The following is a 16,567-nucleotide window of genomic DNA, read 5'->3' as shown; positions in this document are numbered from 1 at the left end:
GACCCTTGTAATGCCCGATCACGATGTACGCTTGCAACACCTGAATGTCTGGCTCGCCGAGCAGCTGGCAAATCTGTTCCATAAACAGGGCTGGGGCACGGTTCCCGCGGGTAGCCTGACCGCCGCCAGCAGCGATGCGAGCTTTCGCCGCTACTTCCGCTGGCAGGCCGAAGGCCACAGCTTTATTGTCATGGATGCGCCACCGCCGCAGGAAAACTGCCGGCCATTCGTTGATATTGCCCACTTGCTGGCCACGGCCGAGGTCAATGTTCCGGTCATTCATGCCCAGGACCTTGAACGTGGTTTCCTGTTGCTCAGCGACCTGGGCACCCAGACCTACCTCGATGTGATCAACGCCGAGAACGCCGATGGCCTGTTCAACGACGCCATTGATGCGCTGCTGGCCTTCCAGCAGTTGCCGATGAACGCGCCGCTGCCAAGCTACGACGTGGCCCTGTTGCGCCGCGAGCTTGAGCTGTTCCCCGAGTGGTACGTCGGCCGTGAACTGGGCCTGGGCTTTACCGATGCGCAACTGGCCGCCTGGCAGCGTATCAGCAGCCTGTTGATCGACAGCGCCCTGGCCCAGCCAAAGGTGCTGGTGCACCGCGACTATATGCCACGCAACCTGATGGACAGCAAGCCAAACCCCGGCGTGCTGGACTTCCAGGACGCGGTGTACGGGCCGGTCACCTATGACATCACCTGCCTGTTCAAGGATGCCTTCCTGAGCTGGCCGCAGGCACGCGTGCAGGGCTGGCTCAAGGATTACTGGCAGCGCGCCCAGGCCAAGGGCATCCCGGTGCAGGCCGATTTCGAGGAATTCCACCGCGCCAGCGACCTGATGGGCGTGCAGCGTCACCTCAAGGTCATCGGCATCTTTGCGCGCATCTGCCACCGCGACGGCAAGCCGCGTTACCTGGCCGATGTACCGCGCTTCTTTGCCTATATAGATGAAGTGATCGCGCGCAGGCCGGAGCTGGCCGAACTCGATGAACTGATCGAGAGCCTGCAGGCCGCAGCCGGAGCGCGTCCATGAAAGCAATGATTCTTGCTGCAGGCAAAGGCGAGCGCATGCGCCCGCTGACCCTGCACACCCCCAAGCCGTTGGTGCCGGTAGCCGGTATGCCGCTGATCGAGTACCACCTGCGTGCGTTGGCAGCGGCCGGCCTCAAAGATGTGGTAATCAATCACGCCTGGCTCGGGCAGCAGATCGAAGATCACCTGGGCGATGGTTCGCGCTGGGACCTGAACATCAGTTACTCACCCGAAGGTGAGCCGCTGGAAACCGGCGGCGGTATCTTCAAAGCCCTGCCGTTGCTGGGCGATGAGCCTTTTGTGCTGGTCAATGGCGATATCTGGACCGAGTACGACTTCGCCGGCTTGCCGAAGCACCTCGACGGCCTGGCCCACCTGGTGCTGGTGGATAACCCTGGTCATCATGGCAAGGGCGACTTCTGTCTGGATAAAGGCCAGGTCAGCGATGCCGACGTCGATGCCGACACCCTGACCTACAGCGGTATCGCCGTCCTCGCCCCACAGCTGTTCGCCGACTGCCAGGCCGGCGCCTTCAAGCTGGCGCCGCTGCTGCGCCAGGCGATGACGGCCGGGCAGGTCAGTGGTGAGCATTTCAGCGGACACTGGGTGGATGTCGGCACCCTGGAGCGGCTGGCCGAAGTCGAGCAACTGCTCGCTGAGCGCCGCTGACATGTTGTGGCCGAGCACAGTGATAGGTGCCGGAGCAGGCTTTGCCATCGCCAGTATTCCCGGGGCGTTGCTGGGGGCGTTGCTGGGCCAGGCGATGGACCGCCGTTTGCAGTTGCACAGTTGGGCGCATCTGCGTGAACGCCTGGGTGGGCGGCCGGTGCTGCGTGACGACGAGGTACTGTTCGTCCTGCTTGGGCGCCTGGCCAAGAGCGACGGACGGGTGGTCGATGGCCATATCCAGCAGGCACGGGTGGAGATGCAGCGCCTGGAAATGAGCGAACCGGCCAGGCGCCGCGCCATCGCCGCGTTCAATCGTGGCAAGGCTGGCAAGGAGCGCCTGGGTGTTCATCTGCGCCGCCTCAAGCAACAGCCGCATGCCGCCGAAGGCATGTTGCGCGCATGCTGGCGCATGGTCTGGGCTGATGGCCAGGCTGGCCGGCATGAACGCGAGCTGCTGCTGGCGTGGGGCCAGGCCCTTGGCTGGTCGGCAGCCAAGGTCCAGGCCCTGGCGCTGGACTATGAGCCGCAAAAGGCCGCACTGGCCGACGGCACGCTGGGTTATCCACAAGCCTTGCGCATGCTTGGGGTCAGCGCCGACAGCGAAGCCGGGCAGATCAAACAAGCCTACCGGCGCCTGCTCAGCCGTCATCATCCGGACAAGCTGGTGGGCAATGGCGCAAGCCCCGCGCAGGTTCGCGAGGCCACCGAACGAACCCGCGAACTGCATCAGGCCTACGCCGTCATCCGTAAACGCCGTGGCTTCTAGTCGAGTTTTTCCGGGCTGAGCCAGCCGCGGATGCGGCGGAACAATTGCTCCTGTTCCGCCGCGCTGTTGCCTGGCATGGCGGTCAGGCTGACCTGGCGGTAGTTGGCGTCCTTCAAGCGTTTACTGGCTTGCAGGCGCTGCTCGGCGGCGCGCCTGGCCTGGGGCAGGGTGGCGTAGAAGAAGTCTGCGGTGGCTACCTTGAGGTTCGGCGCCAGGCTGTCCAGGCTCTGTTCGGCCTGGGCTGGTGTCTGCGCGGCGACCATTACCAGCTTCTGCACCTGGGCCGGTTGCCGTTCGCTCAAGTAACGCGCTGCCCAGTAGGCGCCGCTGCCGTTACCGAGCAGGACAATGCTGCGGGCATTCTGTTGCTGGGCATAAGCAACGGCCGCATCGAGGCGGGCGAAGATGCGTTCGGCATCGGCCTTGTCATCGTCGACCGGCGCCTTCGCTTGTTCGATACTTTCGCTGTTCTCGCTTTCGGCTGCCGTGGCTTGCTCGATACTGGCGTTGGCATTGGCCGGGGTGTCCTTGGCCGGTGCGCTTTCGCCTGGCTCGGCCTTTTTTTCCACTGCCGGGGGTACTTCGACGCGCGCCTGCGGGGCGCTGGCAAGCAAATCCGGCTGGGCCAGGCTCAGGCTGTGCCAACCGGCATCGGGAAACTTGCGCCGCAGCGGGCCGACGGTTTTCGGCCAGTCGGCATTTTCGCCAGCACCGGCAAGAATGATCAGGGCGCCTTCGGGTTCGGCAGTGTTGGCCGGTTTCCACAGGGCCAGGAAGCTGTCGCTGCCAGCCTGCAGGGTTTGCTGTTCGGCTGCAGGAACCTGGCGTTCCAGGGCCTGGGCGTCTTCCTGGCTGCGTTCGGCCAGCGGTTGGCGTTCGACTGCGGCAGGTTTGCTGTCGGCAGCCGCTTCTGGCGTTTCGCCAGCGGCTGCTTGTGCGGTACAAGGTAGTATCAGTGACAGGCATAACGCCGGCAGCGTCGTGCGATAAAGTGCGAACATGGATCGATCCAGGCCAGATTAATACCGGCAGCCTAATAGTATTTGCTCGGGACGGCCATGCTCGGTGGCCGTCCTACCCTTGATGAGAGTGCAGATGAAGCTTTTGCGCTGCCTGTTGCTTATCGGCTGTTTTTGCCTGCCCTTGATCACAGGGGCAGCTTCGCCTGCCGCGCCTGCGCAGGTTGTGCTGGAGCCGGCCCAGCAGCAATGGCTTGAGCAACACCGCAGCCTGCGCGTCGGGCTGGTGCTGCAGGCACCTTTTGCCCAGTTCGACCGGCGCCTGCAGCAGCTCTATGGGGTCAACGTCGAGCTGATGAACTGGCTTGGCCGTTCGCTGGGGCTGGACCTTACCTGGCGCAACTTTACCGATCAGGCTGCCCTTGAGCATGCGCTGCAGGCCGGCGAAGTCGATCTGGCCCCAGGTCTGACCCAGACACCTGCCAGCCTGCGCCTGTGGTTGTTCAGCGATCCCTACATGCGCGTGCCGCAATTGATTGTCGGCCCGCGTACTGGCGCGGTGGCGGTTGATCTGGAGAAGCTCGCCAGTACCGATCGGGTCGCCGTGCGCATGCCCAGCACTGTCGCCGACTACCTGCGTGCCACCTACACCAACCTCAACCTGCAAGGCGTGCCTCAGGAGCGCCAGGCGTTGCAGCTGGTGCTCAGCGAACAGGCGCGGTTTGCCGTGGTAGATGAAGCGCAGTTGAGCCGTCTGTCTCGGGAAAGTGAATTCAGCGAGCTGGTGGTGGTCGGTGATATCGGCCTGCCGCAGTTGCTGCGGGTCGGCTCGCGCCGGGACTGGCCGGAGCTGGCCGAGATTCTTGAGCGCGGCCTACAGGCCGTTCCGGCCAAGGACCTGGAGCAACTCCACCAGCGCTGGCTGGAGCCTAAATACCCGCGCCTGAGCGAATCCCCGGGCTTTTGGCAGAACCTGGGTCTGTTGCTGGCGGCGCTGCTGCTCAGTTGCGTGGCCATCGTCATTTGGCAGCGTCGGCAACTACAGCAGCTCGAGCACAGTCTATTGGCCACCCGCGACACCCTGGCCCAGCGCCAGGCCCGCGAAGAAGCCTTGCGCCTGAGCCAGTTTTCCATCGACCAGAGCACCGTGGGCATTCTCTGGGTCAACTGGGACAGCCATGTGCGCTATGCCAACCGGGCCGCCGAAAGCATGCTCGGATACCCCTCGGGGGCGCTGATCGATCGGCCGCTGATTGATTTCGAGCCGAACCTGCACATGGACCGCTGGCTCGATCTGTGGAAGCGTGCCCGTGCCAGCGATGAAGCCCCGCAGCATTTTGAAACCCGGTGCCTGCGTGCCGATCGCAGCCTGCTGCCGGTGGATGTGTCGCTGAGCTTTCTGCGCTTTCGTGATGCCGAATACCTGGTGGTGTTTCTTGCCGATGTCACCGAACGCAGGCGCGCCCTGGCGGCGCTGCGCGAGAGCGAGGCACGGCTCAAGGGTATTGCCGGCAACGTACCCGGCCTGGTGTTTCGCCTTGAACGCAACCCGGCCGAAGGCGAGCTGGAGTTCCCCTACATCAGTGAAGGCAGTGAAGCCCTGGTGGGCTATGCGCCTGCGGCGTTGCAGCATCCGGACATGGGCCTGCGCAACCTGGTGCACCCTGACGACCGCGCCGATTACCACCGGGTCCAGGACCTGGCCCTGGCCACTGACAGCGACTGGTCCTGGCAAGGGCGGATCCTGACCCGCCAGGGCGAGCAGCGCTGGGCCGACATCAAGGCCAGTACCCGCACCCTGGCGGATGGCCGGGTGGTCTGGGACGGAGTGGTCTGGGACATCAGCCAGAGCAAGCGCGTCGAACTCCAGCTTGCCCGTTCACAGGAGCAACTGCGCGAACTGTCGGCGCACCTGGAAAGCGTTCGCGAGGAAGAAAAAGCCCGTATTGCCCGGGAAGTGCACGATGAGCTGGGACAGATGCTCACGGTGCTCAAGCTTGAAACATCCATGTGCGAACTGGCCTACGCCGAACTGGACCCCGGCCTCAACGAGCGCCTGGGCAGCATGAAGCGCCTGATCGCCCAGCTGTTCCAGCTGGTGCGCGATGTGGCCACCGCCTTGCGCCCGCCGATCCTCGATGCCGGCATTGCTTCGGCCATCGAGTGGCAGGCCCGGCGTTTCGAGGCGCGCACGCAGATCCCCTGCCTGGTGCAGGTACCGGAGAATCTGCCACCCTTGAGTGATGCCAAGGCCATTGGCCTGTTCCGCATCCTGCAAGAGGCGCTGACCAATGTCATGCGCCATGCCCAGGCGCATACTGTGCAGATCAGCCTGAGTCTCGATGGCCAGACCCTGCGCCTGACGGTGATCGATGATGGCGTAGGGTTTGTCCTTGAGCAAAGTCGGCCAACGTCCTTTGGCCTGGTCGGTATGCGTGAGCGGGTGCTGATGCTCGGTGGCAGCATGGCCCTGGAAAGCGAGCCGGGCGAGGGCACCAGCCTGAGCGTGGCCATCCCCCTGGATTAGGAGCATTGCGTGATTCGAGTACTGGTTGCCGAAGACCACACCATTGTCCGTGAAGGCATCAAGCAGTTGATCGGCCTGGCCAAGGACATGCAGGTAGCGGGGGAGGCCGGCAATGGCGAACAGCTGCTGGAAACCTTGCGCCATACCGAGTGTGAGGTGGTGCTGCTGGATATTTCCATGCCCGGGGTCAATGGCCTGGAGGCGATCCCGCGGATTCGCGCCTTGAACAACCCACCGGCGATCCTGGTGCTGTCGATGCACGACGAAGCGCAGATGGCAGCGCGGGCGCTGAAAGTCGGCGCTGCCGGCTACGCCACCAAGGACAGTGATCCGGCATTGCTGCTCACCGCGATTCGTCGGGTCGCCGGTGGCGGGCGTTACATCGACCCGGACCTGGCTGACCGCATGGTCTTCGAGGTCGGCCTCACCGATGCCCGGCCGCTGCATTCATTGCTGTCTGAGCGCGAATTCTCGGTGTTCGAGCGCCTGGCCCAGGGCGCTAACGTCAACGATATTGCCCAGCAACTGGCGCTGAGCAACAAGACCATCAGCACTCACAAGGCGCGGCTGATGCAGAAGCTCAACGTCACCTCGCTGGCGGAGCTGGTGAAGTACGCGATGGAGCACAAGCTGTTGTGAGTGTTCCAGAAGCGACATTGCGCTGAGCTCATCGCGGGTCAAGCCCGCTCCTACAAAGTAGGGATCTGTAGGAGCGGGCTTGACCCGCGATAGCATTGAACCTGCCATGCACATATCCAAAAACGTCACTCTTGTAGGGCAATCCCTACCCCAAGCCTTCCATCCTGCTGATATCAATCTCTCTCCACCGCCGATTTGCGCCGCTTGCCGCCTTCACTAGGCTTTGGATACAGCAGTCATCCAACAAAAAGGTGCGGGTATGAGTGAGGTGAATTCGAGCGCTGCAACCGGCGAAGTGCTGGTCAGCTTCCGTGGTGTGCAGAAGAGCTACGACGGCGAATCGCTGATCGTCAAAGACCTCAACCTGGATATCCGCAAGGGTGAGTTTCTCACCTTGCTCGGCCCGTCCGGTTCCGGCAAAACCACCAGCCTGATGATGCTCGCCGGCTTCGAAACGCCGACTGCAGGCGAGATCCAGCTGGCTGGCCGTTCCATTAACAACGTGCCGCCGCACAAGCGCGACATCGGCATGGTGTTCCAGAACTACGCGCTGTTTCCGCACATGACCGTTGCCGAGAACCTGGCCTTCCCTTTGAGCGTGCGCAACCTGAGCAAGACCGACATCAGCGAACGGGTCAAGCGCGTGCTCAACATGGTCCAGCTCGACGCTTTCGCCCAGCGTTACCCCGGCCAGCTTTCCGGTGGCCAGCAGCAACGGGTGGCTTTGGCCCGGGCGCTGGTGTTCGAGCCGCAGCTGGTACTGATGGATGAACCGCTGGGCGCTCTGGACAAGCAACTGCGCGAACACATGCAGATGGAGATCAAGCACCTGCACCAGCGCCTGGGCGTCACTGTGGTCTACGTGACCCACGACCAGGGCGAAGCGCTGACCATGTCCGACCGCGTCGCGGTATTCCACCAGGGCGAGATCCAGCAGATCGCCGACCCGCGCACCCTGTATGAAGAGCCAAAGAACACCTTTGTCGCCAACTTCATCGGTGAAAACAACCGCATCAATGGCCGCCTGCTCAGCCACGACGGCGAACGTTGCCAGGTATTGCTGCCGCGCGGCGAGAAGGTCGAGGCGCTGGCGGTCAATGTCGGCCAGGCCGGCGAGCCGGTAACCCTGTCGATCCGCCCCGAGCGCGTGCGCCTCAACGGCCACAGCGAAAGCTGCGTCAACCGTTTCTCCGGGCGCGTGGCCGAATTCATCTACCTGGGCGACCACGTGCGGGTACGCCTGGAAGTCTGCGGCAAGGCCGATTTCTTCGTGAAGCAGCCGATTGCCGAACTCGACCCGGCCCTGGCCGTGGGCGATGTGGTACCGCTTGGCTGGCAGGTGGAGCACGCCCGCGCGCTCGATCCTCTGCTGGAAGCCAATTGAAGGTTTGCTTCACCAACCCTGTTCTGTGGAGAGAATAATAATGCTCAAGCACTTGAAGTTGACCGCCCTGACCCTGGGCCTGTTTGCGGCAAGCCAGGCCATGGCGGCCGACCTGACCGTGATTTCCTTCGGCGGCGCCAACAAGGCGGCCCAGGTCAAGGCGTTCTACGAGCCATGGGAGAAGGCGGGCAAGGGCAAGATCGTCGCTGGCGAGTACAACGGTGAAATGGCCAAGGTCAAAGCCATGGTCGACACCAAGAGCGTGTCGTGGAACCTGGTGGAAGTCGAGTCGCCGGAGCTGGCCCGTGGGTGTGATGAAGGCATGTTCGAAGAGCTCGATCCTGCACTGTTCGGCAACGAAAGCGACTATGTGAAGGGCGCTATCCAGCCGTGCGGTGTCGGCTTCTTCGTCTGGTCCACAGTCATGGCCTACAACGCCGACAAACTGAAGACCGCGCCGACCAGCTGGGCCGACTTCTGGGACACCAAGCAGTTCCCGGGCAAGCGCGGCCTGCGCAAAGGCGCCAAGTACACCCTGGAGTTTGCCCTGATGGCCGACGGCGTTGCGCCCAAGGACGTCTACAAGGTGCTTGGCACCAAAGAAGGCCAGGACCGCGCCTTCAAGAAACTCGACGAGCTCAAGCCGAGCATCCAGTGGTGGGAAGCCGGTGCCCAGCCGCCGCAGTACCTGGCCTCGGGTGACGTGGTCATGAGCTCGGCCTACAACGGCCGGATTGCCGCGGTGCAAAAAGAGAGCAACCTGAAAGTCGTATGGAACGGCGGTATCTACGACTTCGACGCCTGGGCCATCCCCAAAGGCGCCAAGGATGTTGAAGAGGCAAAGAAATTCATCGCCTATTCGGTCCAGCCTGAACAGCAGAAGACCTACTCCGAGAACATCGCCTACGGCCCGGCCAACTCCAAGGCCGTCGCGCTGCTGTCCGACGAGATCAAGAAAGACATGCCGACCACCCCGGAAAACATCGCCAACCAGGTGCAGATCGACGTGGCGTTCTGGGCCGACAACAGCGAGCAGCTGGAGCAACGCTTCAACGCCTGGGCTGCCAAGTAAGGGCTGCTGATGGGGCGCCGGCTTGCCGCCGGCGCTCCTTGTTCTCAAGATTTCGGAGTTCGCTATGGCCATCGCAGTGCCCCTGAATGAAGGCGCCGGTTCCAACCTCAAGCAGCGTCTCAAGCGTGCCGAGCGGGTCAACCGCTGGAAGGCGCAAGCGCTGATCGCACCGCTGGCGCTGTTTCTGCTGCTGGTGTTCCTCGTGCCGATTGCCGCGCTGTTGTACAAGAGCGTGGGCAACCCGGAAGTGGTCGGCGGCTTGCCGCTGACTGTGACGGCTGTGGCCGAGTGGGACGGCAAGGGCCTGCCAGGGGAGGCGGTATATAAGGCGCTAAGCGAAGACCTCGCGCAAGCACGCAAGAACCAGACCCTGGGCGATACCTCCAAGCGTCTGAACATGGAGCTGGCCGGCTATCGCAGCCTGCTGGCCAAGACCGCGCGGGCGTTGCCGTTCAAGACCGAGCCGGCTTCCTATAAAGAAGCCCTGCAGGAACTGGACGAGCGCTGGGGCGATCCGGCCTACTGGCAGGCGATCCGCCGTAACACCAGTAGCGTCACCCCGTTCTACCTGCTGGCGGCCCTGGACCATCGTATCGATGACCTCGGCGAGCTGGCCAAGGCCACCCCGGACCAGGCCATTTATCTGGACATCTTCACCCGTACCCTGTGGATGGGCTTCGTCATAACCGCCATCTGCCTGGTGCTGGCCTATCCGCTGGCCTACCTGCTGGCCAACCTGCCGACCCGGCAGAGCAACCTGCTGATGATTCTGGTGCTGCTGCCGTTCTGGACCTCGATCCTGGTGCGGGTTGCGGCCTGGATCGTGCTGCTGCAATCGGGCGGGCTGATCAACAGCGCGCTGATGGCCATGGGCATCATCGACAAACCGCTGGAACTGGTGTTCAACCGCACCGGGGTGTACATCTCCATGGTGCACATCCTGCTGCCGTTCATGATCCTGCCGATCTACAGCGTGATGAAGGGCATTTCGCCCACCTACATGCGTGCGGCGATATCCCTGGGCTGTCATCCGTTCGCCAGCTTCTGGCGCGTGTACTTCCCGCAAACCTACGCCGGCGTAGGCGCGGGCTGCCTGTTGGTGTTCATCCTCGCCATCGGCTACTACATCACCCCGGCGCTGCTCGGCAGCCCCAACGACCAGATGGTCAGCTACTTCGTGGCCTTCTACACCAACACCAGCATCAACTGGGGCATGGCGACCGCGCTGGGCGGCCTGCTGTTGCTGGCCACCGTGCTGCTTTACCTGATCTATAGCTGGCTGGTCGGCGCCAGCCGCCTGCGCCTGAGCTGAGGAGCGTTGTCATGCTGAGCCCCTACATGTCGCCCGTCGAGCGGGTCTGGTTCTACAGCTTGCGCATCCTTTGCGGGCTGATCCTGTTGTTCCTGGTGTTGCCGGTGCTGGTGATCATTCCGCTGTCGTTCAACTCCGGCAGCTTCCTGGTCTACCCGCTGCAGGGCTTTTCGCTGCAGTGGTACCACGACTTCTTCGCCTCCGCCGAGTGGATGCGCGCGCTGAAGAACAGCATCATCGTCGCCCCGGCGGCCACGGTGCTGGCGATGATCTTCGGCACCCTGGCTTCGATCGGCCTGACCCGCGGTGATTTCCCCGGCAAGTCGCTGATCATGGCCCTGGTGATTTCGCCCATGGTGGTGCCGGTGGTGATCATCGGTGTGGCCAGCTACCTGTTCTTTGCCCCGCTGGGTATGGGCAACAGCTTTATCTCGCTGATCCTGGTGCATGCGGTGTTGGGCGTGCCGTTCGTCATCATCACCGTTTCGGCGACCCTGCAGGGCTTCAACCATAACCTGGTGCGTGCCGCCGCCAGCCTGGGCGCCTCGCCGCTGACCACCTTCCGGCGGGTTACCCTGCCGCTGATTGCGCCGGGGGTGATCTCCGGGGCGCTGTTCGCTTTTGCCACGTCTTTTGACGAAGTGGTGGTCACCCTGTTCCTTGCCGGCCCCGAGCAGGCGACCCTGCCACGGCAGATGTTCAGCGGCATTCGCGAGAACCTCAGCCCGACCATCGCCGCCGCTGCAACCTTGCTGATTGCCTTCTCGGTGGTGCTGTTGCTGACCCTGGAGTGGTTGCGTGGGCGCAGCGAGAAGCTGCGTACCCAGCAGCCGGGTTGAGATCGTTCGCGGGGCGAGTCGAGTCGACTGGCCCCGCGATGAGCACCCGTCGACCGCCTTGATACCGGTCAGCCCCTGAGCGTTTGCCTGAGGTACAATGCGCGCCACTGTGATTCTGCCTACAGGTGCGCCATGCAGCCCTACGCTATTGCCCCCTCGATTCTTTCTGCCGACTTCGCCCGCCTCGGCGAGGAAGTCGACAATGTCCTGGCCGCGGGTGCCGACATCGTTCACTTCGATGTAATGGACAACCATTACGTGCCCAACCTGACCATCGGCCCGATGGTCTGCACCGCCCTGCGCAAGTACGGCATCACTGCACCGATCGACGTGCATTTGATGGTCAGCCCGGTCGACCGCATTATCGGTGACTTCATCGAAGCCGGCGCCAGCTACATTACCTTCCATCCGGAAGCCACCCTGCACATCGATCGTTCGCTACAGTTGATTCGCGACGGCGGTTGCAAGGCCGGCCTGGTATTCAACCCGGCGACTCCGTTAGACACCCTCAAGTACGTGATGGACAAGGTCGACATGATCCTGTTGATGAGCGTCAACCCAGGCTTTGGTGGCCAGAAATTCATCCCCGGCACCCTCGACAAGCTGCGCGAAGCCCGCGCGCTGATCGACGCCAGCGGCCGTGATATCCGCCTGGAAATCGACGGTGGCGTCAACGTCGGCAACATCCGTGAAATCGCTGCTGCTGGCGCCGACACCTTCGTCGCCGGTTCGGCGATCTTCAACACCCCGGACTACCGTGAGGTGATTGCCAAGATGCACGCCGAACTGGCCCTGGCCCGCCCATGAGTGGCTTCGAGCAGCTGTTCCCCGGCGCCCTGCCCAAACTGGTGATGTTTGATCTGGACGGTACCCTGATCGATTCGGTACCGGACCTGGCAGCGGCGGTGGATAACATGCTGCTCGCAATGGGCCGCCCGCCCGCTGGCCTTGAGGCGGTACGCCACTGGGTCGGCAATGGTGCGCCGGTGCTGGTGCGCCGCGCGCTGGCCGGTGGCATCGAGCATGGCGCAGTGGATGACGACGAAGCCGAACGGGGCCTGGAGCTGTTCATGCAGGCCTACGCCGAAAGCCATGAGCTGACGGTGGTCTACCCCGGCGTGCGCGACACCCTCAAGTGGTTGCACAAGCAGGGCGTGGAAATGGCTCTGATCACCAACAAGCCCGAGCGCTTCGTTGCACCTTTGCTTGACCAGATGAAAATCGGCCGTTATTTCCGCTGGATCATCGGCGGCGACACCCTGCCGCAGAAAAAGCCCGATCCGGCTGCCTTGCTGTTCGTGATGAAAATGGCCAGCGTCGAGCCCGAGCAGGCGCTGTTCGTTGGCGACTCGCGCAGCGACGTGCTGGCGGCCAAGGCTGCCGGGGTCAAATGCGTTGGCCTGACCTATGGCTACAACCATGGCCGGCCGATCAGCGAAGAGGCGCCGTGCCTGGTCATCGACGACCTGCGCGCGCTGTTGCCTGGTTGCTTAGATCCGGCCACTGGGATAACGTTGGCGGACGTTCAATCCCCCTCAGATCGAGATTCCATCGTGGCGGTTATCGGCAAACTCTGGATGAAAGTCATCAAGGCCCTGGCCCGCTGGCGTTGGCGCGCCTGACTGCTATCCGCCGGCCCGCGCCGGCCTGCTTGCCTGCCTGACCCATCTGCTGCTTGCCACGAGGCTATCATGACCCGCGAAGAATTCCTGCGCCTGGCCGCTGCCGGCTACAACCGCATTCCCCTGGCCTGCGAGACCCTGGCCGACTTCGACACGCCGCTGTCGATCTACCTGAAACTGGCTGACCACGCCAACTCCTACCTGCTCGAATCGGTGCAGGGCGGCGAGAAGTGGGGGCGTTACTCGATCATCGGCCTGCCGTGCCGCACCGTGTTGCGTGTGCACGATCACCAGGTGCGGATCACCCATGACGGTGAACTGGTCGAGCAGCACGAAGTGGAAGATCCGCTGGCCTTCGTCGAAGCTTTCAAGGAGCGCTACCAGGTGCCGACCATCGCCGGCCTGCCGCGCTTCAACGGCGGCCTGGTCGGCTACTTCGGTTATGACTGCGTGCGTTATGTCGAGCGGCGCCTGGGCAAGTGCCCGAACCCTGATCCGCTGGGCGTGCCGGACATCTTGCTGATGGTCTCCGATGCCGTGGTAGTGTTCGACAACCTGGCCGGCAAGATGCACGCCATTGTCCTCGCCGATCCGGCTGAACAAGACGCTTACGAAAACGGCCTGGCCCGGCTCGAAGGCCTGCTTGAGCAACTGCGCCAGCCTATCGCCCCGCGTCGCGGCCTCGATCTGGGTGGGCCGCTGCCGGCAGAACCTGAGTTCCGCTCAAGCTTTACCCAGAGCGACTACGAACGTGCGGTCGATACCATCAAGGAATACATCCTCGCTGGCGACTGCATGCAGGTGGTGCCATCGCAGCGTATGTCCATCGACTTCAAGGCCGCGCCGATCGACCTGTACCGGGCGTTGCGCTGCTTCAACCCGACGCCATACATGTACTTCTTCAACTTCGGCGACTTCCACGTAGTGGGCAGCTCGCCGGAAGTGCTGGTGCGGGTCGAAGACAACCTGGTCACCGTGCGCCCGATCGCCGGTACCCGCCCACGCGGCGCCACCGAAGAGGCTGATCACGCGCTGGAAGAAGACTTGCTGTCTGACGACAAGGAAATCGCCGAGCACCTGATGCTCATCGATCTGGGCCGCAACGACGCCGGCCGGGTGTCGGAAACCGGCTCGGTCAAAGTCACCGAGAAGATGGTGATCGAGCGTTATTCCAACGTCATGCACATTGTGTCCAACGTCACCGGCGAGCTGAAGCAGGGCTTGAGCGCCATGGATGCCCTGCGTGCCATCCTGCCGGCGGGCACCTTGTCCGGCGCGCCGAAAATCCGCGCCATGGAAATCATTGATGAGCTGGAGCCGGTCAAACGCGGCGTCTACGGTGGTGCGGTGGGGTATTTTGCCTGGAACGGCAACATGGATACCGCAATTGCCATCCGTACCGCGGTGATCAAGGACGGCGAGCTGCACGTGCAGGCCGGTGGCGGCATTGTTGCCGACTCGGTGCCAGCGCTTGAGTGGGAAGAAACCATCAACAAGCGCCGGGCGATGTTCCGTGCGGTGGCGCTGGCCGAGCAGACGCCACGTAGCTGAGCCTGATCCACGGCGCCTGTTGGTAGCAGGCGCCGTTTTCCCCCTCCCTAGAACTCCAGGCTTAATGCCAGGTTGATCCCCTGCTGGGTCAGTTCGTCGCTCTTGCGCCAGTTGTAGCTGCCGCGCAGGGCCAGGCCCGGTGCCAGGCTCTGGCTCAAACCCAGGGTCGCCCGGTTCAGATTGCTCTGCGGGGTGTAGCCGGTCAGGGTGAAGTCGTTGCCCGGCAGGCTGTTGAGGTGGAGGGTCAGGTCCTGCTGGTCGTCCTCGAACTCGTGCTCGTGAGCGACTTCGGCGAACAGCAAGGTGCTGGGCCCGGCCTGGTACTTGCCCTGCAAGCCCAGGCCCAGGCGTCGTGATTCGCGGTCCTGATCGTCAAAGCTCAGGGCAGTGGCGCGGCTGCCTTTCTCCGAATAGCCATCGACTTTCACCCGTGCATAGTCGGCGCTGACAAAAGGCGACAGGCTCCACTGGCTGCCGGGCGCTGCCAGGTCATAACCCAGGCGAGCGGCGAAGGCCCACAGCTCACCGTCGGTATCACCTTTCTCGCTGCGATCATTTACCCCCAGGGCGAAGGTGCGCTTCAAGTCGCTGTAGTCCAGGTGCCCGCCGGTCAGGGCGGCATCGGCCCACCACTGGTTCTGCTGGAACTGCACGAAAGCGGTTGCCAGGTAGCTGTCGAGCTTGTAGTCGGAGTCTTGCTCGCCGGCTTCGAGCTTCTGCTGGTAAACGCCTGTGGCCACGCCAATACGCCAGGCCTCGTCCAGACGATAGCTGCCGCCCAGGGTCAGGTTATAGCCATGGCCGTCGGCGCTGGCCGAGCTGCGCTGGCTGTCGATATCCAGGTTCTGCCCCCCGGCGGCTACGATGGCCTGCCATTGGCCAACCGGCTGCCAGCTGCCTTGCCACTGGTTGCGCAGTTCATCTTGATGCGCGCGCAGGCTGGCGTGGGCCATTTCTGGTAACAGCGTCAGCTCCCAAGGGGCGGAAAGAATCGAAAACGCGTAGTCGGCAATCAGCTCCTGCCCAGCACTGGTGGGGTGGACCGAATCGTTGAACAGCAGCTTGCTCGGGTCGGGCGTGGCACCGTTGATGCCGTAGGTTGCGTTCTGCACACAGCCATTACCGCTGAAACAGGTACCGACCAGGTTCTGCCCGCTGGCCAGGCCGAACTGCGTCGGAGCAGCCAGGGCTTCCTGGAGCAGCAACGGCACATTGAGCGGAATAACCTGTGCATCAATCTGGCTCAGCTGGCCGACCAGTTGCTGGTTGAAGATACTGCTCAACTGCGAAGCCGGGCCCTGCATCGGCGTGCCGTTGATGGCCGGAGTCAGGCCCAGGTCGGGCAGCAGCCAGACCATGATGTACTGCGCGCCACCCTGTTGCAGGGCTTGGGCGCTGGCGGCCAGGCGATTGGCGGCAGCTGCGGCGGTTGCCGGGCTGGTGATCTGGCCCTGGAGGAAGTCGTTGCCGCCACCGGTCAGGTAGTAAAGCGCGTTGGGGTCGGCGCGCAGACCACCGGCCAGATAGCCCGGGCGTTCGCGCAGCACGGTGCCGGCGCCGGGGTTGCCTGGTGGAATGATCACGTCGGAAGTACCAGTGATCGAGTCGAGAATCTGGTCGGTACGGTAACCACCCACTGCCCAGTTGTTGCCGTCCGGGCGACCCAGCGCGGCATTGACTGGCGAGGTCGAAGCGCCCAGGTCGGCCGCAGCAACACCCAGCTGGGCACCGAGCAGCATGGGCGAAACCGCGCCGAAGGCTTCGCCGTTGGCATATGTTGGCCCGACCCGGTTGGTAAAGCGCTGGGTGGAGCCCGCCGGGCCATTGCTGTCGGGGAACTGCCCGGCATCGGCAAGGCTGTCGCCGAAGACGATCAGAGTTGAGTAAGGGGAGGGGGCGGCATGGACGCTGGAGCAGGCCAGGGCCAGCAGCGAGAATGCACAAGGCAACAGGGAGCGCGCGTTCAACATCGCAAAGATCCTTTTTCGTTGTTGTTATCGGATGACGCCTTACGACGTTAGCAAAACATTCCGCGCGTCTTCCATCGCTAAAGCGTTTCGGCATGCCACCGTCATATTGCGTGGACCGCGCCGGTAGGCTACTGTGCGGGAACGTATGAACGAGACCTACCCCGTGTTGATCGTCAGCAAACTCTTGATGCGCGTTATCAAGGCCCACGCCCGTTGGCGTTG

At 63.1% G+C, this 16,567-nt stretch carries 14 protein-coding genes; 12 read left to right on the top strand and 2 right to left on the bottom strand.

Going from position 1 to position 16,567, the window contains the following annotated elements; all coding sequences use genetic code 11:
* The first annotated feature begins 10 nt into the window (after window positions 1–10).
* The 3 genes from ACZ9A3_RS21300 to ACZ9A3_RS21290 are packed head-to-tail and all read left to right on the top strand — an operon-like array spanning window position 11 to window position 2,470.
* Entirely contained in the window at window positions 11–1,036 is a 1,026-nt protein-coding gene (locus ACZ9A3_RS21300) for an aminoglycoside phosphotransferase family protein (RefSeq protein ID WP_476253088.1), read from the top strand.
* A complete protein-coding gene (gene murU / locus ACZ9A3_RS21295; RefSeq protein WP_476253087.1) occupies window positions 1,033–1,704 on the top strand; it encodes an N-acetylmuramate alpha-1-phosphate uridylyltransferase MurU in 672 nt (223 codons plus the stop codon). The genes ACZ9A3_RS21300 and murU overlap by 4 nt, the downstream gene beginning before the upstream one ends.
* 1 nt (window position 1,705) lies before the next feature.
* Window positions 1,706–2,470: a DnaJ domain-containing protein gene (locus ACZ9A3_RS21290; RefSeq protein ID WP_093378962.1), complete on the top strand. Its 765-nt coding sequence runs from the start codon at window positions 1,706–1,708 to the stop codon at window positions 2,468–2,470.
* On the opposite strand, the gene ACZ9A3_RS21285 is transcribed toward ACZ9A3_RS21290, so the two are convergent.
* A complete protein-coding gene (locus ACZ9A3_RS21285; protein WP_213603098.1) occupies window positions 2,467–3,471 on the bottom strand; it encodes an alpha/beta hydrolase family protein in 1,005 nt (334 codons plus the stop codon). The genes ACZ9A3_RS21290 and ACZ9A3_RS21285 overlap by 4 nt on opposite strands.
* Before the next feature lie 94 nt (window positions 3,472–3,565).
* Here ACZ9A3_RS21285 and ACZ9A3_RS21280 point away from each other — a divergent pair, with 94 nt between their 5' ends.
* From ACZ9A3_RS21280 to trpE, 9 genes are all read left to right on the top strand, one after another.
* Window positions 3,566–5,956: a PAS domain-containing sensor histidine kinase gene (locus tag ACZ9A3_RS21280; RefSeq protein ID WP_401293762.1), complete on the top strand. Its 2,391-nt coding sequence runs from the start codon at window positions 3,566–3,568 to the stop codon at window positions 5,954–5,956.
* Window positions 5,957–5,965: 9 nt separating this feature from the next.
* Window positions 5,966–6,595 (top strand): response regulator, encoded by a 630-nt coding sequence (locus tag ACZ9A3_RS21275; RefSeq protein ID WP_093378971.1) that lies wholly within the window; start codon window positions 5,966–5,968, stop codon window positions 6,593–6,595.
* 259 nt (window positions 6,596–6,854) lie between these two features.
* Window positions 6,855–7,979 (top strand): ABC transporter ATP-binding protein, encoded by a 1,125-nt coding sequence (locus tag ACZ9A3_RS21270; RefSeq protein ID WP_038998451.1) that lies wholly within the window; start codon window positions 6,855–6,857, stop codon window positions 7,977–7,979.
* A gap of 40 nt (window positions 7,980–8,019) precedes the next feature.
* A complete protein-coding gene (locus ACZ9A3_RS21265; RefSeq protein WP_093378974.1) occupies window positions 8,020–9,051 on the top strand; it encodes an ABC transporter substrate-binding protein in 1,032 nt (343 codons plus the stop codon).
* Between the two features lie 64 nt (window positions 9,052–9,115).
* The gene (locus tag ACZ9A3_RS21260) at window positions 9,116–10,363 is read left to right on the top strand and encodes an ABC transporter permease (protein ID WP_045199309.1); all 1,248 of its coding nucleotides are present in this window, start codon (window positions 9,116–9,118) and stop codon (window positions 10,361–10,363) included.
* Window positions 10,364–10,374: 11 nt separating this feature from the next.
* Window positions 10,375–11,202: an ABC transporter permease gene (locus ACZ9A3_RS21255; RefSeq protein ID WP_045199311.1), complete on the top strand. Its 828-nt coding sequence runs from the start codon at window positions 10,375–10,377 to the stop codon at window positions 11,200–11,202.
* A gap of 132 nt (window positions 11,203–11,334) precedes the next feature.
* A complete protein-coding gene (rpe, locus tag ACZ9A3_RS21250; protein ID WP_045199313.1) occupies window positions 11,335–12,009 on the top strand; it encodes a ribulose-phosphate 3-epimerase in 675 nt (224 codons plus the stop codon).
* Window positions 12,006–12,824, top strand: a complete 819-nt coding sequence (locus tag ACZ9A3_RS21245; protein ID WP_045199315.1) for a phosphoglycolate phosphatase — start codon at window positions 12,006–12,008, stop codon at window positions 12,822–12,824. Before rpe ends, ACZ9A3_RS21245 begins: the two co-directional genes overlap by 4 nt.
* Window positions 12,825–12,893: 69 nt before the next feature.
* The gene (trpE, locus tag ACZ9A3_RS21240) at window positions 12,894–14,375 is read left to right on the top strand and encodes an anthranilate synthase component I (RefSeq protein WP_401293770.1); all 1,482 of its coding nucleotides are present in this window, start codon (window positions 12,894–12,896) and stop codon (window positions 14,373–14,375) included.
* A gap of 47 nt (window positions 14,376–14,422) precedes the next feature.
* On the opposite strand, the gene estP is transcribed toward trpE, so the two are convergent.
* Window positions 14,423–16,342: an esterase EstP gene (gene estP, locus ACZ9A3_RS21235; protein WP_476253348.1), complete on the bottom strand. Its 1,920-nt coding sequence runs from the start codon at window positions 16,340–16,342 to the stop codon at window positions 14,423–14,425.
* Window positions 16,343–16,567: the final 225 nt, after the last annotated feature.

The organism is Pseudomonas sp. TE4620 (assembly GCF_056279045.1).
Note: the sequence above shows the minus strand (reverse complement) of the source record. Positions and strands in the feature narration are given on the sequence as shown.